Source organism: Asanoa sp. NPDC049573 (assembly GCF_040676615.1).
In the GTDB taxonomy this organism is placed as follows: Bacteria; Actinomycetota; Actinomycetes; order Mycobacteriales; family Micromonosporaceae; genus Asanoa.
Window position 1 is genome coordinate 426,231 of the sequence record NZ_JBFAPI010000005.1, and the last position, 21,103, is coordinate 447,333.

Annotated in this window: 21 protein-coding genes; 11 read left to right on the top strand and 10 right to left on the bottom strand. The window is 71.9% G+C overall.

The genetic code is table 11. The annotated features are described in order from the left end of the window. The first annotated feature begins 8 nt into the window (after window positions 1-8). Together AB0J74_RS14950 and AB0J74_RS14955 are read left to right on the top strand one after the other, a co-directional pair. A complete protein-coding gene (locus tag AB0J74_RS14950) occupies window positions 9-1,589 on the top strand; it encodes a fucose isomerase (protein ID WP_363448280.1) in 1,581 nt (526 codons plus the stop codon). Next, entirely contained in the window at window positions 1,589-2,485 is an 897-nt protein-coding gene (locus AB0J74_RS14955) for a hypothetical protein (RefSeq protein ID WP_363448281.1), read from the top strand. Before AB0J74_RS14950 ends, AB0J74_RS14955 begins: the two co-directional genes overlap by 1 nt. A gap of 6 nt (window positions 2,486-2,491) precedes the next feature. Here AB0J74_RS14955 and AB0J74_RS14960 read toward each other — a convergent pair whose 3' ends face one another. From AB0J74_RS14960 to AB0J74_RS14970, 3 genes are all read right to left on the bottom strand, one after another. Continuing rightward, window positions 2,492-3,436: a hypothetical protein gene (locus tag AB0J74_RS14960; RefSeq protein WP_363448282.1), complete on the bottom strand. Its 945-nt coding sequence runs from the start codon at window positions 3,434-3,436 to the stop codon at window positions 2,492-2,494. 345 nt (window positions 3,437-3,781) lie between these two features. Next, on the bottom strand, window positions 3,782-4,234 hold the full coding sequence (locus AB0J74_RS14965) for an Lrp/AsnC family transcriptional regulator (RefSeq protein WP_363448283.1): 453 nt from the start codon (window positions 4,232-4,234) through the stop codon (window positions 3,782-3,784). A gap of 108 nt (window positions 4,235-4,342) precedes the next feature. Beyond that, window positions 4,343-4,672 (bottom strand): hypothetical protein, encoded by a 330-nt coding sequence (locus tag AB0J74_RS14970; protein ID WP_363448284.1) that lies wholly within the window; start codon window positions 4,670-4,672, stop codon window positions 4,343-4,345. Between the two features lie 215 nt (window positions 4,673-4,887). Here AB0J74_RS14970 and AB0J74_RS14975 point away from each other — a divergent pair, with 215 nt between their 5' ends. The 7 genes from AB0J74_RS14975 (at window position 4,888) to AB0J74_RS15005 (ending at window position 12,387) form a co-directional block, all read left to right on the top strand. Further along, window positions 4,888-5,379: a DUF3145 domain-containing protein gene (locus AB0J74_RS14975; RefSeq protein ID WP_363448285.1), complete on the top strand. Its 492-nt coding sequence runs from the start codon at window positions 4,888-4,890 to the stop codon at window positions 5,377-5,379. Between the two features lie 129 nt (window positions 5,380-5,508). Further along, window positions 5,509-7,230, top strand: coding sequence for a glycoside hydrolase family 3 N-terminal domain-containing protein (locus AB0J74_RS14980; RefSeq protein WP_363448286.1), 1,722 nt, complete (start codon window positions 5,509-5,511; stop codon window positions 7,228-7,230). A 60-nt stretch (window positions 7,231-7,290) separates the two neighbouring features. After that, window positions 7,291-8,316: a glycosyltransferase family 2 protein gene (locus AB0J74_RS14985; protein WP_363448287.1), complete on the top strand. Its 1,026-nt coding sequence runs from the start codon at window positions 7,291-7,293 to the stop codon at window positions 8,314-8,316. Further along, complete coding sequence (locus tag AB0J74_RS14990; protein WP_363448288.1) at window positions 8,313-10,676, top strand: hypothetical protein; 2,364 nt, start codon at window positions 8,313-8,315, stop codon at window positions 10,674-10,676. Before AB0J74_RS14985 ends, AB0J74_RS14990 begins: the two co-directional genes overlap by 4 nt. Window positions 10,677-10,719: 43 nt before the next feature. Continuing rightward, a complete protein-coding gene (locus tag AB0J74_RS14995; protein ID WP_363448289.1) occupies window positions 10,720-11,256 on the top strand; it encodes a hypothetical protein in 537 nt (178 codons plus the stop codon). After that, window positions 11,178-11,738 carry a TetR/AcrR family transcriptional regulator gene (locus AB0J74_RS15000; protein WP_363448290.1) on the top strand — a complete coding sequence of 187 codons (561 nt, stop codon included), beginning with the start codon at window positions 11,178-11,180 and terminating at the stop codon, window positions 11,736-11,738. Before AB0J74_RS14995 ends, AB0J74_RS15000 begins: the two co-directional genes overlap by 79 nt. Before the next feature lie 13 nt (window positions 11,739-11,751). Next, window positions 11,752-12,387, top strand: coding sequence for a DJ-1/PfpI family protein (locus AB0J74_RS15005; RefSeq protein WP_363448291.1), 636 nt, complete (start codon window positions 11,752-11,754; stop codon window positions 12,385-12,387). On the opposite strand, the gene AB0J74_RS15010 is transcribed toward AB0J74_RS15005, so the two are convergent. Continuing rightward, window positions 12,384-13,826: a hypothetical protein gene (locus AB0J74_RS15010; RefSeq protein ID WP_363448381.1), complete on the bottom strand. Its 1,443-nt coding sequence runs from the start codon at window positions 13,824-13,826 to the stop codon at window positions 12,384-12,386. The two genes, AB0J74_RS15005 and AB0J74_RS15010, sit on opposite strands and share 4 nt — an antisense overlap. A 63-nt stretch (window positions 13,827-13,889) precedes the next feature. Here AB0J74_RS15010 and AB0J74_RS15015 point away from each other — a divergent pair, with 63 nt between their 5' ends. Beyond that, window positions 13,890-14,792 (top strand): ion transporter, encoded by a 903-nt coding sequence (locus AB0J74_RS15015; protein ID WP_363448292.1) that lies wholly within the window; start codon window positions 13,890-13,892, stop codon window positions 14,790-14,792. On the opposite strand, the gene AB0J74_RS15020 is transcribed toward AB0J74_RS15015, so the two are convergent. Genes AB0J74_RS15020 through AB0J74_RS15030 form a run of 3 tightly spaced genes read right to left on the bottom strand, consistent with a single transcriptional unit; the run spans window position 14,789 to window position 17,904 of the window. After that, window positions 14,789-16,555 (bottom strand): ATP-binding protein, encoded by a 1,767-nt coding sequence (locus AB0J74_RS15020; RefSeq protein ID WP_363448293.1) that lies wholly within the window; start codon window positions 16,553-16,555, stop codon window positions 14,789-14,791. The two genes, AB0J74_RS15015 and AB0J74_RS15020, sit on opposite strands and share 4 nt — an antisense overlap. A gap of 4 nt (window positions 16,556-16,559) precedes the next feature. Beyond that, window positions 16,560-17,192: a class I SAM-dependent methyltransferase gene (locus tag AB0J74_RS15025; RefSeq protein WP_363448294.1), complete on the bottom strand. Its 633-nt coding sequence runs from the start codon at window positions 17,190-17,192 to the stop codon at window positions 16,560-16,562. 13 nt (window positions 17,193-17,205) lie between these two features. Then, window positions 17,206-17,904: a class I SAM-dependent methyltransferase gene (locus AB0J74_RS15030; protein WP_363448295.1), complete on the bottom strand. Its 699-nt coding sequence runs from the start codon at window positions 17,902-17,904 to the stop codon at window positions 17,206-17,208. Window positions 17,905-17,945: 41 nt separating this feature from the next. On the opposite strand from AB0J74_RS15030, the gene AB0J74_RS15035 reads away from it, so the two are divergent. Next, window positions 17,946-18,164, top strand: a complete 219-nt coding sequence (locus tag AB0J74_RS15035; protein WP_363448296.1) for a hypothetical protein — start codon at window positions 17,946-17,948, stop codon at window positions 18,162-18,164. On the opposite strand, the gene AB0J74_RS15040 is transcribed toward AB0J74_RS15035, so the two are convergent. Genes AB0J74_RS15040 through AB0J74_RS15050 form a run of 3 tightly spaced genes read right to left on the bottom strand, consistent with a single transcriptional unit; the run spans window position 18,161 to window position 21,064 of the window. Next, the gene (locus AB0J74_RS15040) at window positions 18,161-19,582 is read right to left on the bottom strand and encodes a carboxyl transferase domain-containing protein (protein ID WP_363448297.1); all 1,422 of its coding nucleotides are present in this window, start codon (window positions 19,580-19,582) and stop codon (window positions 18,161-18,163) included. The two genes, AB0J74_RS15035 and AB0J74_RS15040, sit on opposite strands and share 4 nt — an antisense overlap. Before the next feature lie 14 nt (window positions 19,583-19,596). Then, the gene (gene fabF / locus AB0J74_RS15045; protein WP_363448298.1) at window positions 19,597-20,823 is read right to left on the bottom strand and encodes a beta-ketoacyl-ACP synthase II; all 1,227 of its coding nucleotides are present in this window, start codon (window positions 20,821-20,823) and stop codon (window positions 19,597-19,599) included. Window position 20,824: 1 nt separating this feature from the next. Continuing rightward, on the bottom strand, window positions 20,825-21,064 hold the full coding sequence (locus AB0J74_RS15050; protein ID WP_116075309.1) for an acyl carrier protein: 240 nt from the start codon (window positions 21,062-21,064) through the stop codon (window positions 20,825-20,827). Window positions 21,065-21,103 lie beyond the last annotated feature (39 nt).

Consider the following 21,103-nt stretch of genomic DNA (forward strand, 5'->3'; position numbering starts at 1 on the left):
CATCCACCGTGTACACCGTAGCCAGTGGTGACCTCCGGCCCAGCGCCAACGTCACCTGCTGGCCGGCCCAGCAGCAGCTCGAGGCGGCGTTCGCGGCCGCGGTCGCCGACCTCGGCTGGAGCGTGCGACGCGCCCACCCGTACGACGCCGACAAGGGTCACGGCTTCATCGACAGCCAGCGGTACGGGATCGAGGTGTTCAAGGACATCCCGGTCGACGCGCCGCTGGTCGTCGTCGACGCGGTCTGGCAGTACAGCCACCACGTGCTCGCCGGCCTGCGCAGCCATAGGGGCCCGATCCTGGTCGTGGCGAACTGGTCCGGCGAGTTCCCCGGCCTGGTCGGCCTGCTCAACCTCAGCGCCAGCATGACCAAGGCCGGCGTCGCGCACTCGACACTGTGGAGCGAGAGCTTCACGGACACGTGGGCGCGCGACGGCCTGCGTACCTGGCTGGAGACCGGCGCCCTGCGCCACGACGAGTCGCACGTGCGGGATCTGCCTGCTCTCGACGACGCCTCGCCGGAGGTGGAGCTCGGCGTGGCACTGGCCCGGCAGCTGCGTGACGACAAGGCCGTGATCGGCGTGTTCGACGAGGGCTGCATGGGCATGTACAACGCGATCTTCGACGACGAGCTGCTCAACCCGCTGGGCATCTTCAAGGAGCGGCTCTCGCAGAGCGCGCTGGTGGCCGAGATGGGCCGCGTCGGCGACGACGAGGCCAAGGCGGCCCGGACGTGGCTCGAGGAACGCGGCCTGACCTTCCACTTCGGAACTGACGAGGCGACCGAGCTGACCGAGGCGCAGGTGACCAGCCAGCTCAAGATGTACATCGCCGCGTTGCGGATCAGCGACGACTTCGGCCTCGACGCGGTCGGCATCCAGTACCAGCAGGGGCTGAAGGACACCGTACCCGCGAGCGACCTGGCCGAGGGTCTGCTCAACAACGCCGAGCGGCCGCCGGTGCTCAGCCGCGACGGCTCCCGGGAGCTCTACGCCGGTGTGCCGCTGCCCCACTTCAACGAGGTCGACGAGGGCGTGGCGGTGGACGCGCTGGTCACCAACCGGATCTGGACGGCGATGGGTTTCGACCCGGAGACGACCCTGCACGACATCCGGTGGGGCGACGAGTACGACGGCGAGTTCGTCTGGGTCTTCGAGATCTCCGGCTCGGTGCCGGCCGCACACAACGGCGGCTACCAGAACAGCTACAGCATGCGGCAGCCGCCGATGTACTTCCCGCTCGGCGGCGGGACGCTGTCCGGCATCTCCAAGCCCGGCCACATCGTGTGGTCCCGGGTCTACATCGCCGGCGGCGCGCTGCACGTCGACATCGGCCGCGGACACGTGGCCGAGCTGCCGGCCGAGGAGACCCGGCGCCGCCTCGACGCGACCACGCCGCAGTGGCCGATCATGCACGCGGTGCTCCACGGTGTCGGTCGCGACCAGCTGATGGCCCGCCACAAGGCCAACCACGTGCAGGTCGCCTACGCGCCGGACGCCGGGGGCGCGGACCGGGCGCTGCTGGCCAAGGCCGCGCTGTTCCGCGAGCTGGGCCTGGCCGTGCACCTCTGCGGCGACGTCGACCTCTGATGCCCGACTGGATCCGGCCCGGGCCGGGTGATCAGCCGCGGTGGGGTCATGCCGGTGGACTCCAGATCGGGTTGTCGCCGCTGCCCGGGCCGCGTGGCCTGCTTCGCGTCTATGCGCCCTACCTCAACGACGACCCGCAGCGCGTCGTGAACTTCATCGCGGTGGAGCCGACGCCGGTCGGCGCCACCGAACGCGGGTTCTCGGAGCTGGAATGGAGCGGGCTCGACGAGGTGCGTGGCAAGCGGATCGGTAGCGCTGACGCGCCGACCGCCGACTTCGCCGCGTCCCCGGCGCCCGGGGTGCTCGGGCCGTCGGGCCTGACGGTCTACCTACCGGTCGAGCGCTTCGACAACGGCGCACACGTGTACGTGCGCATCCGGTTCCGGCCGGACCGACCCCACGAGGTGGCGGTCGCCGGCTTCCACCATCCCGACTCCGTCGCGCTCGCCCACCTCACGCTGACCGCGACCATGGGCAACTGGGCCAGGTTACGACGGTTGGAGCTGGCCGCGCGCACGGTCACGCCGGGCGAGCTGTGGCCGGGGTTCAGCGGAGACGGGTTCACCAGGCACGCCCGGTTCGGCCTCGCCGCTCTGCGCCGCGACCCGGACGGGTGCGCGGTGGTCACGGCGACCACGGACGAGGCCGAGCCGGCCACCGCGACCTACGCCGCTGGCACCGCGGCGCACTGGCGCTACGTGGGTCGCGCCGCCGCGCAGTCGTGGCGGGCCCCGGACCCGGACCCGGATCTCGAGGTGCTGGTCAACGGCCGAGCGTGCTACTGGGCCAGCACCTCACCAATCCCCGGCGGGGTGTCGTTCGAGAACTTCGAATTCGAATCCCCATACCGCCCAGGCCAGGAGTACGTCTTCAGCGTCGAACCGGTCCCGGAATAAGACGCGCTAGGCCGCGACGTAGCCGTCGAACACGTGGACCGCGTCATTGGCGCCGCTGGCGTTCGCTCGGTTTGTGTTGAAGTACAGCTTGCCGTCGCTGATCCCGACGCCTTCGATCTCGAACAAGGTGGAGTACGCCGAGGACGTGATGCGGAAGGAGAGGTCGGTGGCGGCGGGCGCGGTGCCTGTCGTGGCCGGCGACACGTTGCGGTAGACGAGCACGATGCTGCGGTTGTCCTTGGTCAGCGGGTAGTAGAGGACCTTCTTGGTCGCGTCGTAGAAGAAGCCCTGGTTGAGGAAGGTCGTCAGGTCGGGCACCGGGGCGCCGTTGACGAGGGCGCCCTCGACCTGCAGGTCGAACGCCCGGGTCAAATCGATGGTGCCGGAGGAGGCGCGCAACGGAAGGCTGCCGTTGTAGACCGTCCTGCCGCTCTTGAACATGAACGTGATCGTCGTGCTGGTGACCGAGACCCGACTGATCCCGGACGGCGCCGCGACGGCCCCGTCGAGGCGCAGCTGGTACGACCCCGCGTGGTAGTAGGTGGTGCCGTCGTAGCGCAGCCGCACGAGCTGGGCGCCGGTGGCGTTCATGGTGACGACGAACATGTGGTGCTGGCCGTCGATGTCGACGATCGTCATGTCGTTCGCGTGCCCGAGCCAGGGGTTGGTCGACGTGTTGTTGGTGCCGTTGGTCATCAGCACTCGCGCACCGGTGGTCTTGTGGATGCGGTAGATGACGGACACGTCGTCGTAGTTGGTGTGATTCTTGATCGAGTAGAGGTAGGTCGATCCGGCGGCGAACCCCTGCGCCCCCGTGCAGCAGCTCGTATTGGGGATGCTGGCGATGTCGCTGTAGGTGTTGTAGTAAGCGGCCTGGGCGGCCGATCCGGACAGGACCAGGAAACCCAGCACCGTCGCGACCGCAACCGCCAGTCGTCCACCAGACCGCATGTCGTCCTCCCCAGGCATATGACGCGCGCTCGTCGAAAGCACGCTACGGCAGCGGCGGCGGCGCCGCTGACCGGCCGGAGCGTGTCCCCGAGCTGCGCCTGGGTGCCGTTGGTCGCCGGCCACCCCAGACACCGCCCCGGGCGGGGTCATCTCCCCACGCGCCACATGTTCTGGCATGTACACACATGCCAAAACATGTACGCCCGCACACGACCTCGCGCGCTGCCACGACACGCCGACGAAGCACGACCCGCCCGCTGGCGCCGGCGGCCAGGGGGCCGGGATCGGGCTTACGCGTGACGCGCAGTGGCCGAGGGCCGCAGCCCGGCCGCGGTCGACCAGCGGTTAGCGGCTCGCCGCGGGATCGGGCGGGCGGTGCGTGGTGCTGTTAGGCGCGCTCGCGGCGGGCGGGTGGTGGGGTGGCGACCGCGCCGGACTGTTTGACGTGGCGGACCAGCGGAGCCGTCTCGACGCGGCCAGGGCGGCGCCCACCGCCGCCAACCGGGACGGGGCCACCGAGAGCCACAGCAGGACCCGGGCCCGGAAGCCGAGCACGTCCGGGTCGACGTCGACGTCGTAGAACAGGGCGCCCGAGGCGGTCAGGTCCTGGAGGCGCCGGCGGACCGTCGTCTCGCCCCAGCCGGTCGCCGCCGCCAACTCCGGGTAGCCCAGGCGGCCGTCGCGGGCCAGGGCAGCCGTCGGCGTCGGCGTCGGCACCGTCCTGCCGGCACTGTCGTCGGCGGTGCTCGTCGCGGTGCCGCCGGAACGCAGCGGGATGCCCGGTGGCGCGCTCAACACGTTCCGCCAACTCGGGTTCGCACTAGGCGTGGCCGTGGCCGGCCGGCCGGCTCCAGGAGGAAGGAGCAAAGAACGCCCCGGCACCGCCGGGGCGTTCTATGTGGTGATTCAGGCCTCGAAGACGCCCGCGTCGACGAGACGCTTCTCGGTCACGTCCCAACCGTGCCCCGGGAACGCCTCGGCCAGGCCGTTGATCTCCGCGCGGATCTTCGCCGCGTGACCGGCCCCCGCCAGCACCTTGATCTCCTCGACGAAGGCGTCGGAGTCGGTGCGCAGGTGGTTGGTCTTGCCGTTGGTCAGATTGCGGACGTAGACGAACTTCCCGTTGTTGAGCGGGATCAGGTACTTGAACTCGCCGAGCACGCTCAGAGCGCCGCCGGCACCGGCCTGGCCGGCCCGGACGGACGCGCGCGCGGTCTTGGAGGTGTTGCTCGCCACGGGGGGACTCCTTGCAAGTGCGCGGAAACAAGAAATGGACCGGAGGGGCCCAGTTGAGAGTACACCAGTGGGTGGATCGGCCTTCCGGACCAATCGTCCCAACCAGTTTTCCGATTCCCTGGCGCAACATCGGCCCCAGGAGTCATCATGATTGCTGACTGCTCGTGGATCGAGGTCGTAGGGGAAGACGCACCTCGGGTCTTCGGGAGGTCACCGTGCCAACGCGTGGCGTCGTTTACGTCCACTCGACCCCGCTCGCCGTGTGCCCACACGTCGAGTGGGCGATCGCGCGCGTCCTCACCGCGCCGGTCACGCTGCATTGGAGCGCGCAGCCCGTCGATCCGGGTGCCCGCCGCACCGAGTGCAGCTGGACCGGGCGCGCGGGGACCGGCGCGGAGCTGGCTGCTGCCCTCCGGCAGTGGCCCATGATCCGTTTCGAGATCACCGAAGAGCCCAGCCCGGGCTGTGACGGTGAACGCTTCATGTTCGTGCCCGGCCGCGGCCTGTTCCGGGCCACCGCCGGCGTCGCGGGCGACATCCAGCTCGGCGAAGACCGGCTCCGGGCCATCATGGCGAGCTCGCGCGCCCCGGAGGCGCTGCAGCACGCCCTGGACAAGGCCCTCGGCACCGCCTGGGACGCCGAACTGGAGCCCTACCGCTATGCCGGCGACGGTGCGCCGGTGACCCTGCTCACCCGCGTGGGCTGATCGGACGACCTCGAAACCGCCCACCCCGCACCACCGCCGACCAGGGGCTGCTGCTTCGTGCGAATTCCGAACCGACCGTATTGCCGGCTTCACTTGCTCATTCCATGCCGGGCTGGCCATGATTGCTCGATGGCCTCCCCCCGGAGCCGCCTCGCGTTACTTCTCGCCGCGGTTGTGGCCGCGATCCTCGTGGCCATCACCGCGTGCGGCAAGCAGGCGCCCCGCGCGGCAGCACCGTCCTCGTCACCGTCGGCCGCCGCGACGGCGCCCGCGCCGAGCCCGACCGCCGGCAGCGACCCCGCGAGCCGCGCCGCGGCCCTGGTCAAGACGCTCTCCGACGAGCAGTTGGCCGGTCAGGTGCTGATGCCCTACGCCTACGGCAGCTCGGCGACCGACGTCAGCGCGGGGTCGGCGGCCGGCAACCAGAAGCTCGCCAAGGTCGACACCCCCGCGCAGATGCTGCAGAAATATCACCTGGGCGGCCTGATCCTGGTCGGCTTCTCCGCCGACGACCCGACGGCGACCAACCAGGCGACCACCAACGTCGACAATCCGAAGCAGATCACCGCCCTGACCGGCGGGCTGCAGAAGGCGGCCGGCGGCCAGGCGCCCATCTTCATCGGCACCGACCAGGAGTTCGGCGCGGTCACCCGGATCAAGAGCGGCGTGACGCTGCTGCCCAGCGCGATGGCCCTCGGCGCGGCGAACCAGCCCGGCGCCACCCAACAGGGCTGGTCGGTGGCCGGTGACGAGCTACGGGCGATGGGGCTCAACGTCAACTTCGCGCCGGACTCCGACGTGCTCGGCACCTCCGACGGCGGCGTGATCGGCTCCCGCTCGTTCGGCGGCGACCCGAAGGCCGTCGCCAGCCAGGTCGCCGCCTCGGTCAAGGGCCTGCAGTCGGCCGGCGTCGCCGCCACGCTCAAGCACTTCCCCGGGCACGGCAGCACCGCCTCCGACTCGCACACCGCCCTGCCGGTGATCAGCAAGACCAAGGTCGACCTCGACAAGACCGACCTGGTGCCGTTCAAGTCCGGCATCGACGCGGGCGCCCAGATGGTGATGAGCGGCCACCTCGACGTGAAGTCGATCGAGCCCGGGGTGCCCGCCTCGTTCTCGCACAAGGCGCTGGTCGACGTGCTCCGCGGCCAGCTCGGCTTCAAGGGCGTCGTGGTCAGCGACGCCCTCAACATGGAGCCGGCCGAGAAGTGGCCGGCCGGCGAGGCCGCCGTCCGCGCCCTCAACGCCGGCAACGACCTGCTGCTGATGCCGCCGAGCGTCGACGGTGCCTACAACGGCCTGCTGAGCGGGCTGCACGACGGCTCGCTGAAGAAGGACCGGCTGGTCGAGGCCGTCACCCGCGACCTGACGCTGCGGTTCTCACTGGCCGACGCGCAGGCCGGCCCCGACCACAACGTGCTCGCCGCGCAGTCCCACCTCGACGTGGCCAGCGGCCTGTCGAGCGCGGCGGTCACGCAGCTCAAGGGCCAGTGCGCGGCACCGCTGACCGGTCCGGTCTCGGTGAGCACCTCGCCGGGTCGCGACACCAGCAAGGCGACCCTGGAGAAGGCGCTGAGGAGCGCCGGCGTCCAGGTCGTGCCGAGCGGCGGCCGGGTCGTGCACCTGGTCGGCTACGGCGACGGTCCGGGCGACCTCAACCCGAAGGCCGACGTCACGGTCGCGATGGACACGCCCTACGTCCTCGCCGGCGCCAAGTCGCCGACCCTGGTCGCGACCTACTCGTCGACGCCCGACTCGCTGAAGGCGCTCGCCCGGGTGCTGGCCGGAAAGCAGAAGCCAATGGGTAAGTCCCCGGTGGCTGTGCCCGGTTTGCCCCGTAGCGTGTGCTGATTTACCCCGCCGCGCCTGATACGGTTCCCCCGTTCGGAGCACGGAGGGAGCACGGGCGCGATGGGCCAGCAGGATCCGGCACTCTCCGTTGTGGTGCCGATGTTCAACGAGGAGGGCGTGCTGCCGCTGCTCGCGGAGCGGCTGCGTGCCGTCCTCGACGGGCTGGCCGAGCCCTACGAGGTGGTCGCCGTCGACGACGGGAGCACCGACGCGACGCCGGTCGCCCTGCGCGGGCTGCGTGAGCGCTGGCCGCAACTGCGGGTGATCCGCCTGCGTCGCAACAGCGGCCACCAGGCGGCGCTGATCGCCGGCCTGATGCGGGCCCGCGGCGCGTATGTCGTCAGCATCGACGCCGACCTGCAGGATCCGCCGGAGACCATCGCGGAGATGCTCGCCCTGGCCCGGTCGGAGAACCTCGACATCGTCTACGGCGTACGCGGTGATCGCAGTTCCGATACGGCGTTCAAGCGGCTCACCGCCGGCGCCTACTACCGGATGATGCGCCGCCTGGTCGGCAAGCAGGTGCCCGCGCAGGCCGGCGACTTCCGGTTGCTCAGCCGGGTGGCCGTGGAGGCGCTGCGCGACCTGCCCGAGCGCAGCCCGGTCCTGCGCCTGGTGGTGCCCTGGCTCGGCTTCCCGAGCGGCGAGGTGCGCTTCCTGCGAGCCGAACGCGCGGCCGGCCGCACCAAATACCCGTTCTCCCGGATGCTCGCCCTCGCCGCCGACAGCGTGACCAGCTTCTCGGCCGCGCCGCTGCGCGTGGCGACCTGGTTGGGCCTGCTCGGCGTCGCGGTCTGCGGGCTGCTGGTGATCGCGGTGATCGCCGCGTTCGTGTCCAACCACACCGTCAGCGGCTGGCCGTCGATCCTGGTCGCCGTGCTCTTCCTGGGCGCGGTCCAGTTGCTCTGCCTGGGGCTGCTGGGCGAGTACGTGGCCCGGATCTACACGGCGGTGCAGGCCCGGCCGGCCTACTTCATCGCGACCGACAGCGATCCGGGCGATCCCGCTGATCCCGGCGCCACACCGGAACAACGCCGCGCCGGTACCGACGACGACCCGGCCGTGCTGGCCGACAGCCTCCGGTGAGCGCGCCCGCCGAGCAGCCCGCGTCGCCGCGGGCCGAGTCGAACGCGCCCGCGGGGGCCGAGGAGAACGCACCCGCCATACCGGCCGCCCGGCCGCCGGTTCCGGCGCCTGCCCCGGCCGCGTCGGTCTCCTCCGCAGCCGGCGAACGCGGTCGCGCGTATCCCCTCCTGCGTTTCCTGCCCTTTGTCGCGACGGTGCTCTACATGGCGGCGGTCCTGGCCGCCGCGGACACCGCCCTTCTCGACCTGGTGAAGTACGCGCTCTACCTCGCGCTCGCGCTGATGCTGCCGGGCACGCTGGTCTACCGCGCGCTGCGCCGCACGCCGCACTCGCTGGTCGACGACCTGGCGATGGGCACCGCGGTCGGGCTGGTGCTCGAACTGCCGGCCTGGACGCTGGTCTCGGTGCTCGACATCCGCGGCGTGCTGTGGGCCTGGCCGCTGGTCGTGGTCGCGCTGTTCGGCGCCGTGCCCCGGCTGCGCCGGCACTTCGTGGTGCGCGGCGGCTACACCCCGGCGCCGCTGGGCTTCTCGTGGGCGGTCGGCGGCGCGGTCGCGTTCTTCACCACCTACCTGTCGTCGACGTTCCTCGAGCGCAACCCGATCCTGCCCACGTCCGACGACACCCGGCAGTATCTCGACCTGGCCTACCAGCTCTCGCTCGCGGGCGAGGCGAAATACCAGTTCCCGCTGCACGTGCCGCAGGTCGCCGGCGAGCCGCTGTTCTACCACTGGTTCGGCTACGCGCACATGGCGTCGACCAGCATGATCGCCGGGATCGACCTGCCGGTGGTGGCGTTGCGGCTGGCGATCCCGTTCCTGTGCGCGCTGGCGATCCTGCTCACCGCCGTGGTCGGCTGGCGGCTCAGCGGGCGGGCGCTGGTCGGCGCGGTCGCGGCGGCGCTGTTCTTCGTGGTCGGCGAGACCAACTTCACCGACCCCGTCTCGATGCCGTTCGGCACCCAGAGCTCGTTCGTCATCTGGCACGGCATGTCGATGATCTACTCCTGGGTGCTGCTGATCGCGCTGATCGGCGTGGTCTGCGCGCTGCTCACCGGCACGCTCGGGCGCGCCGGTTTCGTGCTCGCGTTCCTGCTGCTGCTCGCCTCCAGCGGTGCCAAGGCCAGTTCGCTGCCGGTGGTCGCGGTCGCCCTGCTGGTGACGTTCGTGGTGGTGCTGGCGGTGCGCCGCCGGATCCCGTGGACGCTGCTGATCCTCGGCCTGTTGACGGCCGCGGCCCAGCTCTTCGCGATGGCGGTGCTGTTCCGGTTCCAGGCGTACGGCGTGACGCCCGAGCCGTTCTGGAGCTTCGAGCGGTTCTGGACCCCGGCCGATGGGCCGACCTGGCTCGCGGTCGTCACGGTGGTGTTCGCGTTCCTGGTCAACATGCAACTGCGCACGGCCGGCATCGTGCCGCTGCTCTGGCTGCGCCGCGGCCGGCTCGACCCGACCCAGGTGTTCCTGCTGGCCGGCGGCGTGGGCGGCCCGCTGATCTACCTGATGGTTAAGCAGCCCGGCGACGGCAACCAGTACTTCACCCGATCCGGCTTCACCTTCGCGGTGCTGCTGTCGGCGTGGGGCTTCGCGATGGTGTACGACCGGGCCAAGCTCTCCCGTGCCGGCCGGGTCTTCCTGGCCGTGGAGACGCTCGCGTTCGCGATCGTGCTGGTGATCGCCCAGTTCCGGCTGGCCGGCCCGGCCGAGGCGTCGGTGCCGCCGCGCGCGATCGACCCGCTGACCCCGCTGCTGCGCTGGTCGCTGGTGCTCGCCGCGATCGGCCTGCTGGTGGCGGCGCTCTGGCCGGCGCTGAGCCGCTGGCTGCCGGCGCTGCGCGGCACCGGCGGCGTGGTCGCCCTGACGGCGATCCTGGTGGTCGGCGCGCCCGGTCTGATCATGGACATGCGCAAGTCGGAGCGGTTCCCCAACGGCGGCGCGTACGCGACGATCTCGCTGCCCAAGTCGCGCGTCGACGCGGCGCGCTGGCTGCGCGACCACAGCGCGCCGACCGACGTGGTGGCCACCAACGCGCACTGCATCAACGCGCCGACCGACGCCTACTGCGACCCGCGGTCGTTCTGGCTCTCGGCCTACGCGGAGCGCCGCGTGCTGGTCGAGGGCTGGGCCTTCGCGCCGCGGGTGTCGGAGTCAGGCTCGTGGGCGTTCTGGGACCCGGCGCTGTTGACCCGCAACGACGCCGCGTTCACCACACCCACGGCGGCGTCGCTGACCGCGCTGGCCAACGACGACGGCGTCCGCTGGCTGGTCGCCGACCGCCAGGTCGCTCAGGAGTCACCGGAGTTGCGGGTGCTGGCCAACCTCCGCTACGACAACGGCCGCGTGTTCGTCTACGAACTGCGCTGAAATCGGTTCGCTTTCCGGAGCCCGCCGTCACTAGCGTGCCGGCATGGCGTATCGGAACCCGGCCGCGTTCCTGCTCGGCATGGAAGGGCTCGCCTTGCACCGGGCTTTCGCGGGGGAGTTCGACGCCGCGTTCGTCGCCAACCGGCTCGCCGAGGTGCGGGCCATCCTGGCCGCCGACGAGCGGGGCGCGCTCGGTGCCGGCGACGATGTCGGTGAGACCGACACCGTGGCTGGCTACCGGATCTGGGCGCGCACCTACGACGAGCCCGGCAACCCGTTGATCGACGTCGAGGAGCCGGTGGTCCGCGGGATTCTGGCCGGGCTGCCGGCCGGGCGCGCGCTCGACGCCGCCTGCGGCACCGGGCGGCACGCGGCGCTGCTCGCCGCGGCCGGGCACGGCCGAGTTCGCCCGGGTGCTGCGGCCCGGCGGGCACCTGGTCACCTCCGACATCGGCATTCCAGCTGTAGACAGTGTCTACGCCGCTCTGGTAGACACTGTCTATGGGCGACGACGGGTTGCGCGACAAGCTGGTGCGGGTCGGCGTCGAGCTGCTGGCGCGGGAAGGGCTGTCGGCCCTGACGCTGCGCGAGGTCGCCCGCCGGGCCGGCGTCTCACACGGCGCGCCGCGCCGCTATTTCCCGACCCACCTGGAGCTGCTGTCGGCGATCGCCCGGGAGGGATTCGCCGACCTGACCGCCCAGGTCGCGGGCGTGCCGGCCGGGCCGCCGGGCGATCAGCTGATGGCGCTCGCCCGGGCCTACCTGGCCTTTGCCCGGGCCAACCCCGGCATGTTCGAACTGATGTTCCGGCACGACCTGCTGGCCAGCGGCCACCTCGGCCTGCGCGACACCAGCCTGCCGCTGTTCGCCCGGCTGGCCGACCTGGTGGCCGAGGCCGGCCCGCGATCGGCGGCACCAGCGCGGGTGGTCGCCGGCGCGCTGTGGGCCAACCTGCACGGCATCGCCCAACTCTGGAGCTGGGGGAGCCTGCAACTCGCCACCGGCGCCGACGACCCGGAGCCGCTGCTGCGGGCCGCCCTCGACGCCCACGTGCTCGCCTGAAGGAGAGAAGTCCGTGCAGATCGCCATTTTGTTGTACGACCGGTTCACCGCGCTCGACGCCGTCGGCCCCTACGACGTGCTCAGCCACCTGCCCGGCGCGTCGGTGGTGTTCGTCGCCGAGCGGCCCGGGCCGGTCGTCAACGAGGTGGGCAGCCTGCACCTGGTCGCCTTTGCCGGCCTCGCCGAGGTGACCCGGCCCGACGTCGTCGTGGTGCCCGGCGGCCCCGGGCAGAACGCGCTGATGGGCGACGGCCCGGTGCGGCGCTGGATCCAAACCGTCGACGCGCACAGCACCTGGACGGCGTCGGTCTGCTCGGGCTCGCTGCTGCTGGCCGCCGCGGGCCTGCTGACCGGTCGCCCGGCGACCAGCCACTGGCTGGTGCGCGACCGGTTGGCCGACCACGGCGCCATCCCGATCGGCGACCGGGTGGTTTTCGACGGCAAGTACGTCACCGCGGCCGGGGTGTCGGCCGGGCTCGACATGGCGTTCGCGCTCGCGGGCCGGATCGCCGGGGACGCGGTGGCCCAGGCGATCCAGCTCGCGCACGAGTATGACCCGCGGCCGCCTTACCAGGCCGGCAACCCGGACACCGCGCCCCGGGCGATCGCGGATGCGGTGCTCGCCCGGCGCGCGTCCATCGTGTCCTAGAACGGGGCGTGGAACTTCTCCCACGGGCCGACCGTGGCCCGGTTGGCGATCAGCGGCTTCGCGCCGGCCGACTCGGCCGTCACGTACATGTTGTTGATGGTCGCCTGGAGGCTGATCGAGCCGTCGGCGTTGGTGACGAGGCGGAACGTCTCCCAGGGACCGGCCGTGGCCCGGTTGGCGATCAGCGGTGAGCGGCCGTAGTTGTCGGCGCACACGTACTTGCCGTTGACCAGTGCCTTGATCGCCACCAGGCCGCCGCCGAGGTCTTCGATCTGGAACTGCTCCCACGGGCCGACCGAGTCGCGGTTGGCGATCAGCGGCTTGGCGCCGGCCGACTCGGCCGTCACGTAGCGACCGTTGACGAGCGCGAGCAGCGGGCCCGGGCCGGTCAGCGGCGCGTAGCGGGTGAACTTCTCCGTCGCCGTGATCGCGCCCCCGCTGGCCACCAGCGACGCGCCGTTGGCGGCGGCGGTCAGGTATTTCGCGTTGGCCTTGGCCCGCAGGCTCACCGTGCCGTCGGAGTTGGTGGTGATCCGGAACTTCTCGCCGTCGCCGAGGATCCGCCGGGCGTTGGGCTCGACCAGGCCGGTTTCGGCGGAGACGGTCAGGAACCGGTCGCGGTCGGTCGCGCGGATGGCCACGTCACCGGCTCCGGCGTCGTAGAACTCGAAGGTGGTGTCGGCCTCGTGCCCACCCAGCGCCGCCGCGGTCAGCGAGTGCTCGGTCGTCGCGCGGACGTAGCGGGAGTTGGACTGCGCGAACAGTTGGAACGCGCCGAGCGACGCGGGCAGGCAGGACGGTGGGTTGACCCATCGGGCCGTCGCCAGTTGGGTGACAGCACGGATGGCGACGGTGGCCGGGTCGGCGTACTGCCACGGCACCGCGACCGACTGGGCCGGCGCGCCCGGCTGCAGGTGCAGGGTCTGGGAGAACAGGCTCGTGCCCGAGACGTCGACGTCGACCGGGTAGCCACCGGCGGGCAGGCCGACGGTGACGAGCAGGTCGTCGCAGCGGGACTGGAACGTGGCCGTCGGCAGGATCGGGTTGCCGCAGACGGTCAGGTTCACCGTGCCCGCCACGCTGGTCGCGAACTGGCCACTGCGGAACTTGAGGACGAGGACGGCCTGGTCGGTGGCGTAGCTGTGCACGACGGACGTGGCGGTCAGCGGGCCGGCCGACTTCGCCGGAATGACGTCACCCGCGGCGATGCCGGTCAACGTGCTGACCGGCGCGCCCGGAGTGAGCACCACCTGGTCGATCGGGGTCGGTGTCTCGTCCTGGTTGAGGATCGTCCAGGTCACGGTCCAACTGCTCGCCGCGGCGTCGCAGACGGCGGTGCCGGTGATCGTCGGTATCGCCGCGGCCGCGGGTGACGCGACGGCGACGGTGCCGAGCGCACCGGCCAGCGCGGCGACGAGGACAGCGATCTTCTGTTTCATACGCACGAACGCACGGTAAGTGATCAATGGCTCCGTGCGCTGCCCCGCGTCTAGGATCCATTGATGATCAAGCCAACGGTGCCCGCCCAACGGTCCACGACCGAGCGCTTGTCACCGTTCGCCGCGCGGTGCGCCCGGATCGTCGCCTCGCGGGTGTTCGACGTGGTTATCGTGGTCGTGATCGGCGCCAACGCGGTGGTGCTCGGCGTCGAGACCTACCCGCACCTCGGCGGGGCCCGGCCACTGCTGCACGGTCTGGAGTGGACGTTCCGGGTGATCTTTGTCATCGAGATCGCGATCCGCCTCGGCGCGCACGGGCGCCGGCCGCAGGACTTCTTCCGGCACGGCTGGAACATCTTCGACTTCGCGGTCATCGCGGCCGCGTTCGTGCCCGGACTGAACGGCGACCCGACCGCGCTGCGCATCGTGCGCATCGCGCGCGTACTCCGGCTGGTCCGGTTCTCGCCCGGTCTGCGCACCATCGTCACCGCGCTGCTGCGCAGCCTGCCCGGCGTGGGCGGGTTCCTCGCTCTGGCGCTGGTGACGCTCTACGTCTACGGCATGGCCGGTTGGCTGATCTTCGCCGAGCGCTTCCCCGATGAGTACGGCACGATCGGCCGGGCGGTGCTGACCCTGTTCGTGCTGCTCTCCCAGGAGACGCTGCCGGGCCTGATCGAGGACGGCCTGACCGTCTCGCCGTGGACGCTCGTCTACTACATCAGCTACGTGCTGATCACCGCGAACCTGCTGCTCAACATCCTGATCGCCGTCATCGTCAACTCGATGGAAGAGGCCCGCCGGCTGGAGATGACCGAGGGGCTGGCGCCCGGGTACGACAGCGACGGCGACGGTGAGCCCGACGAGGTCGACCGGATCGTGATCGCGCAGCGGATCGACGACCTGCGCCTGGCGCTGTCGGAGCTCGAACGCGAGCTGCGCATCGACCGGGAAACCAGGCCCGACTAGAGCGCGTCCTGGTAGAACCGCACCCGGTCGGCGCACTCGTGGATCATCTCGGACCAACCGCGGGCCCAGACCCGTACCCGCGTGCCGCCGTCGACCCGGTCCTGCACGCAGCCCGGCGGCCGCTCCGGGTGGCGGGCCTCCAACCGGACGGCGCTGTCCAGTTCGCTCCCGATCAGCCAGACGTCCCAGTCGACCCGCCGGCCCTGGAACCGGTGGTCGGCAGCGACGGCGTCCGCGTAGGCCGTCACCCGGGCCAGGTCCTTCACCCCGACGTGCGGTGTCGCCACGACGACCAGGTGCTGCCGCCCCTCGTGCTCGCGGCGGGCCAGCGCGAGCAGCGCCCGCACGTCGCCGTGCCGCGCCAGCACCCCGTCGAGCGTGGCGTCGGCGGCCAGCAGGCCGTGTCGCTCGCCGAACACCCAGGGCGCGTCGGTCAACAGCGCCCGCAGCCCGGCCGGATCGCCGGCCCGCTCGTCGAGGGCGAGCCGGCGCAGGTCCCCGATCACGGCCAGCCGGTCGGCGACGGTCGCCGCGGTGCGGATCAGCCGGGCCGCGCCACCGCGGCGGAGCGCCTGGTCGACCTGGCCGCGCTCGTCGTCGGAGAGCTTGAAGATGTCGTCGAGCAGCTCGCCGACCCGCTCCGGCCGCGACCGGAGCGCCTCGCGCAGCAGCCGCAGCGTGCCGCGCCGCTGGGTGCCGCGGCCGGGGAGGTGCCGGTGGACGGTGGTGGCCACCAGGTCGAACGTCTCCCGCTCGACCCGGGCGGGCTCGCCGACCGGCCTGCCGTCGTAGGGATAGCTGCCCTCGGCTCGCCAGCCGTCGACCAACTCGCGCCGCCGGTCGTCGGCCCGGCTCCGGAAGTGCGCCCGGAGCTGCTCCCGGGCGACGGCGACCAGCGCGGTGACGTCGCTGTCGTGCCCGTCGCCGAGGTGGACGTCGCCCACGTTGTCGGCCATCGCGTGCCACAGCACGTACGCGGTGAACTCGAAGCCCGGCGCCCGGATGCCGGCGTCGACCGAACCGACCGGGATGCCGTGCTGGTCGCAGAGGTGCAGCTCGCGGTCGACCGCCGCTGACCACTCGATGACTTTGAGCTGGGCCGTCTCGGCCCCGAAGGTCAGCGGGTAGACCGCCGTGCGCCGGATCGAGGTGCCCGGGTCGACCGGCACTCCGTCGTAGACGACGGTGACCTCGGGATAGGCGATCAGGTAGGGCGCCAACTCGGCGGTCAGCCGGCGATGGTTGGCGCGCAACGGCAGCCGGTCGAGCCGCGGCGACTGCTTGCCCCACGCCTCGACCAGGGTGCCGGTCGGTTCCGCGGTGGGGCGGCTGTCACCGATCAGGAAGTCGTTGCGGGCGGTGGCATGCGCCGACACCTCGGTCCGGGACCGCCCCGCCCCGCCGTCGGCCACCGTCGTCCACCGGATGTGGTCGCCGAGCGCGTACGCCCGGAGCCGTCCCTGCCCGTTGCTGCCGTGCAGGGTGCGTTGCTTGAGCAGTGTGCCGGAGGTCCACTTCTTCCACGACCCGCCGATCCGGTCGAACGCCGCGGCCAGCGCCTCCGGTGCCATCCCGGTGCCGTCGTCACGCACCGTCACCCGCTCGACGGCCCCGAGCGGCGACCGGTGCAACACCACGTCGACCCGCGTCGCGTCGGCGTCGAGCGCGTTCCAGATCAGCTCCTTGACCGCACCAAGTGGGTCGTTCTCACGCGCCAGCCGCTGGACATGATCCTCCGCGGCTTCCAGGTGGACTCGGCGCATGGGCTCAGCCGGCGGCCGCCACCGATAGCGGGCTCGCCATCCGCATCAGCCAGAAGCTGGACGGCACCCGGATCGCGTCGTCGACCACCTCGCCCGAGACGTCGGCGAACGACTCGCGGGCCAGGGCCTCGAAGGCGGCCGGCTCGCGGACGTGCTCGCCGCGGTCGTTGTCGCTCATCCACTTGGACACCCGGCCCTGGCCCGGTGCGTAGCAGGTGTCGACGGCGATCACCTTGCCGCCCGGCGCCAGCGCCCGCGAGGCGACCCGCAGCAGCGACCGCGAGTCGTCGTCGGAGAGGTGGTGCAGCAGGCCGAGCAGCAGCACCGCGTCGGCGGGTGGCAGCACGCCCAGGTGCTGCTCGCCGAAGATCTCGGTCGAGAACGACGCCCGCGGCGAGCCGTAGCGGGCCGACGCGTGTGCGATGTAGCGCTCCGAGGTGTCGAAGCCGAAGTAGGTCACTTTGGGGAGCCGGTCGAAGTAGTAGGCCGGGCCGCAGCCCACGTCGATCACCGTGTCGCCGTCACGCAGGTCGAGTTCGGCCAGGCAGCGGTAGCGCAGGCGGTCCGAGCCGAGCGCCTTCTGCAGGGCGACGTACATCGTGACGTTGCCGAGCAGGTTCTTCAGCGGTGTCAACACGGGAACGGAACTCCTAAGCCGGACGGTGGGCGCGCATCATCAGCGAGACGCCGGGCAGTGACTTCACCGGAAGATAGCGTTCGGCCGCGATCACCGCGCGCAGGCCGAGGTTGACCGGGGTGGCGAGATCGTCGAGGTCGCTGCCGGTCGACCTGCGCCGGCGCCACGCGGCGACCGGGCGGAGCAGCACGTTCCAGCTCCACAGCTCGTCGACGACCAGGCCGGCCTTCTCGACCAGGTCGAGCAGACCCGACCGGTCGTAACGGCGGACGTGGCCGACCGCTTCGTCGTGGGCCGACCACAACTTCATGTCAGCGGGTACGGCGATCAGCACCGTGCCACCCGGCCGCAGGACCCGCCGGATCTCGGCCGCGGCCTCGTGGTCCTCGTCGATGTGCTCGAGCACGTCGAACGCGGTGACCAGGTCGAGCCGCTCGGCGGGCACCGGCAGGTGGCGGGCGTCGGCGCGGATCACCGACAGGCCACGCTCGCGCGCGACCGACGCACCTTCGGCACCGTATTCGAGGGCGACCGGCCGCCAGCCGTGCGCCCGCAGCACTCGGGTGTTGCCGCCACCGGCCGCGCCGATGTCGAGCGCCGCGCCGGGCGTGCCGAGCTTGCGCAGCGACCGGGCCAGCAGCACGCGGCGCTCGTAATACCACCAGTGGCGGTCTTCGAGCGCGGCGAGCTTGCGAATCTCGGTCGCTTCCACGGGCACCACCTTATCGACCCGTCGGCGGTACGCTGCCCGCCATGCCCGACCCACACGGTTTCGCCTACACGGAGCGCGCCGACGGGTCCGTCGTGATCACCCACCACAGCCGCCCGGCGACCACCCTGCGCGGCGGTCGCGCGGCCGAGTTCCTGGCCGAGGTCGGCGACGACCCGCAGGAAGTGATGGCCCGCTGGACCGGCAACTACCGGCACGGCAACGAACGGACGGCGAAGAACCACCCGCGCAACCGCCGCTAGAGCGGGATGTTCCCGTGCGCACCGCGGGCGGCCGGGGCGGCGGCCAGCGCCTCGGCGATCCGGCGGCGGGTCTCGCCCGGCTGGATCACGTCGTCGACGACGCCGATCTCCAGCGCGCGCTGCACGCCGCCGGCGACCTTCACCTGCTCCTCGATGAGCTGGGCGCGCAGCGCCTCGCGTTCGTCGAGCGGTGCGGCGGCCAGCTTCTTGCGGTGCAACACGTTGACCGCGGCCGAGGCGCCCATCACGGCGATCTCCGCGGCCGGCCAGGCGAACACGGCCGTGGCGCCGAGCGACCGCGAGTTCATCGCGATGTAGGCGCCGCCGTAGGCCTTGCGGGTCACCAGCGTCACCCGGGGCACGACCGCCTCGGCGAACGCGTGCAGCAGCTTGGCGCCGCGCCGGACCACGCCGTCCCACTCCTGGCCGAGGCCGGGCAGGTAGCCGGGCACGTCGACGAGCACGATCAGCGGCACGCCGAGCGAGTCACACATCCGCACGAACCGGGCGGCCTTCTCGGCGCTGGCCGCGTCGAGACATCCGCCGAGCCGCAGCGGGTTGTTGGCGATCACGCCGACCGTGCGGCCACCGAACCGACCCAGCGTCGTGACGATGTTGGGTGCCCACTTGGCGTGCAACTCCACGCCGGGCTCGTCGAGCAGGGCCTTGACCACCGGCTTGACGTCGTACGCCCGGTTGGCCGCCTCCGGCATCGTGCCGGTGAGGTCGTGCTCCTCGTCGTCGGTGCGGATGTCGGCCGGCGAGATCCGGCCCTGCCGGCCGAGCAGGGCGGCCAGCCTGCGCGACTCGGCCAGCGCCGACCCGTCGTCGGCCGTGGTCACGTGCACGACGCCGGAGCGCCGGCCGTGCGGCTCGGGGCCGCCGAGCCGCTCCATGTCGACCTGCTCGCCGGTCACACTGCGGACCACCTCGGGGCCGGTCACGAAGATCCGGCCGGCCCCGCTCATCACCACGATGTCGGTCAGCGCCGGCCCGTAGGCGGCACCGCCGGCCGCCGGGCCGAGCACGACCGAGATCTGCGGCACCCGCCCCGACGCCCGCACCATGGCCGCGAAGACCTGGCCGACCGCGTCGAGCGCGACCACGCCCTCGGCCAGCCGCGCACCGCCGGAATGCCACAGACCCAGCACGGGTACGCGGTCGCGCACCGCGAGGTCGATCGCGTCGACGATGTGCTGACAGCCCTCGGTGCCCATCGCGCCGCCCATCCGGGTGGCGTCGGTCGCGTACGCCACCGCGGGCGTGCCCTCGATCTCGCCGCGGGCGCAGAGCACCCCCGAGCCGTCGCGCGGCGCGAGTAGGCGCAGCGAGCCGGCGTCGAAGAGGGCGCGCAGCCGCACCTCGGGATCACGATGGTCCACGGCCGCCTGCTCGTCGGGCACGATGGTGCTGGTCATCGGTGCTTCTTCCGTCAGGCCCGGGTGAACACGAGCGCCACGTTGTGGCCGCCGAAACCGAACGAGTTGTTGAGCGCGGCCGGGATCTCGAGCGGCCGGGTCTTGTTGGCGGCCACGTCGAGGTCGAGCTTGTCGTCGGGGTCGTCGAGGTTGATCGTCGGCGGCACCACGCTGTCGCGGATGGCCAGGATCGCCGCGATCGACTCGAGCGCGCCGGCCGCACCGAGCAGGTGCCCGGTCATCGACTTGGTGGCGGTCACCACGGGGTGGCCGCCGAGCGCGGCGTGCAGGGCGACGATCTCGGCCAGGTCGCCGACCGGCGTCGACGTCGCGTGTGCGTTGACGTGGACGATGTCGGACTTGGCGACGCCGGCGTCGGCGATCGCCTTGGCGATCGCGCGGATCGCGCCGCGCCCCTCGGGGTGCGGCTGCACGATGTCGTAGCCGTCGGAGGTCAGGCCGGCACCGGCGACCCGGGCGTAGACCCGGGCACCGCGCGCGGCCGCGTGGTCCGCACGCTCCAGCACGAGCACCCCGGCGCCCTCGCCGAGCACGAAGCCGTCGCGGGCCTTGTCCCACGGCCGGGACGCCTTCTCGGGCTCGTCGTTGCGGGTCGACATGGCCCGCATCGAGGCGAAACCGGCGATCGGCAGCGGGTGGATGACCGCTTCGGTGCCGCCGGCCACGACCACGTCGGCCCGGCCGGCGCGGATCATGTCGAGGCCGAGGGCGATCGCCTCCGCGCCGGTCGCGCAGGCGCTGGCCACCGAGTGGACGCCGGCCTGCGCGCCGAGCTCGAGGCCGACCCAGGCGGCGGGGCCGTTGGGCATCAGCATCGGCACGGTGTGCGGGGAGACCCGCCGCGGGCCGGACGCTTCCAGGATGTCGTCCTGGGCGAGCAGCGTGGTGGCGCCGCCGATGCCCGAGCCGATGCTGACCGCGAGCCGCTCCGGGTCGAGCCCGGAGTCGGCCAGGCCGGCGTCGGCCCAGGCCTCGTACGCGGCGATCAGCGCGATCGCCTCGGAGCGGTCGAGCCGGCGCAGCTTGACCCGGTCGATCTTCTCGGTTGGTTCGACCGCGAGCTGCGCCGCGATCCGGACCGGCAGTTGGCCGGCCCACTCCTGGGTGAGCGGACCCACCCCGGAGCGGCCGGCCAGCATGGCGTCCCAGGTCGACGCGACGTCCCCGCCGAGCGGGGTCGTCGCTCCGAGCCCGGTGACGACGACGTCGGGGCGACTCATGTCAGGCGTTCGACTCGATGTAGGTGACGGCGTCGCCGACGGTCTTGAGGTTCTGGACCTCGTTGTCGGGGATCTTGACGCCGAACTTCTCCTCGGCCGCGACGACAACCTCGACCATGGACAGCGAGTCGACGTCGAGGTCGTCGGTGAACGACTTCTCCTCGGCCACGTCGTCGGGGTTGACGCCGGCAACCTCTTCCAGGATCTCGGCCAGGCCGGACGTGATCTCGTCACGGGTCATTGCGGTTGTTTCCTCTCGGGATGTGGTGTGGTGATGCCT

Coding starts and splice junctions, on each gene's coding strand:
- AB0J74_RS14955 (WP_363448281.1), top strand. CDS start 1,589: ATGCCCGACTGGATCCGGCCCGGGCCGGGTGATCAGCCGCGGTGGGGT.
- AB0J74_RS14960 (WP_363448282.1), bottom strand. CDS start 3,436: ATGCGGTCTGGTGGACGACTGGCGGTTGCGGTCGCGACGGTGCTGGGT.
- AB0J74_RS14980 (WP_363448286.1), top strand. CDS start 5,509: ATGGCCTCCCCCCGGAGCCGCCTCGCGTTACTTCTCGCCGCGGTTGTG.
- AB0J74_RS14985 (WP_363448287.1), top strand. CDS start 7,291: ATGGGCCAGCAGGATCCGGCACTCTCCGTTGTGGTGCCGATGTTCAAC.
- AB0J74_RS14995 (WP_363448289.1), top strand. CDS start 10,720: ATGGCGTATCGGAACCCGGCCGCGTTCCTGCTCGGCATGGAAGGGCTC.
- AB0J74_RS15000 (WP_363448290.1), top strand. CDS start 11,178: ATGGGCGACGACGGGTTGCGCGACAAGCTGGTGCGGGTCGGCGTCGAG.
- AB0J74_RS15010 (WP_363448381.1), bottom strand. CDS start 13,826: ATGAAACAGAAGATCGCTGTCCTCGTCGCCGCGCTGGCCGGTGCGCTC.
- AB0J74_RS15015 (WP_363448292.1), top strand. CDS start 13,890: ATGATCAAGCCAACGGTGCCCGCCCAACGGTCCACGACCGAGCGCTTG.
- AB0J74_RS15020 (WP_363448293.1), bottom strand. CDS start 16,555: ATGCGCCGAGTCCACCTGGAAGCCGCGGAGGATCATGTCCAGCGGCTG.
- AB0J74_RS15035 (WP_363448296.1), top strand. CDS start 17,946: ATGCCCGACCCACACGGTTTCGCCTACACGGAGCGCGCCGACGGGTCC.
- AB0J74_RS15040 (WP_363448297.1), bottom strand. CDS start 19,582: ATGACCAGCACCATCGTGCCCGACGAGCAGGCGGCCGTGGACCATCGT.
- fabF (WP_363448298.1), bottom strand. CDS start 20,823: ATGAGTCGCCCCGACGTCGTCGTCACCGGGCTCGGAGCGACGACCCCG.
- AB0J74_RS15050 (WP_116075309.1), bottom strand. CDS start 21,064: ATGACCCGTGACGAGATCACGTCCGGCCTGGCCGAGATCCTGGAAGAG.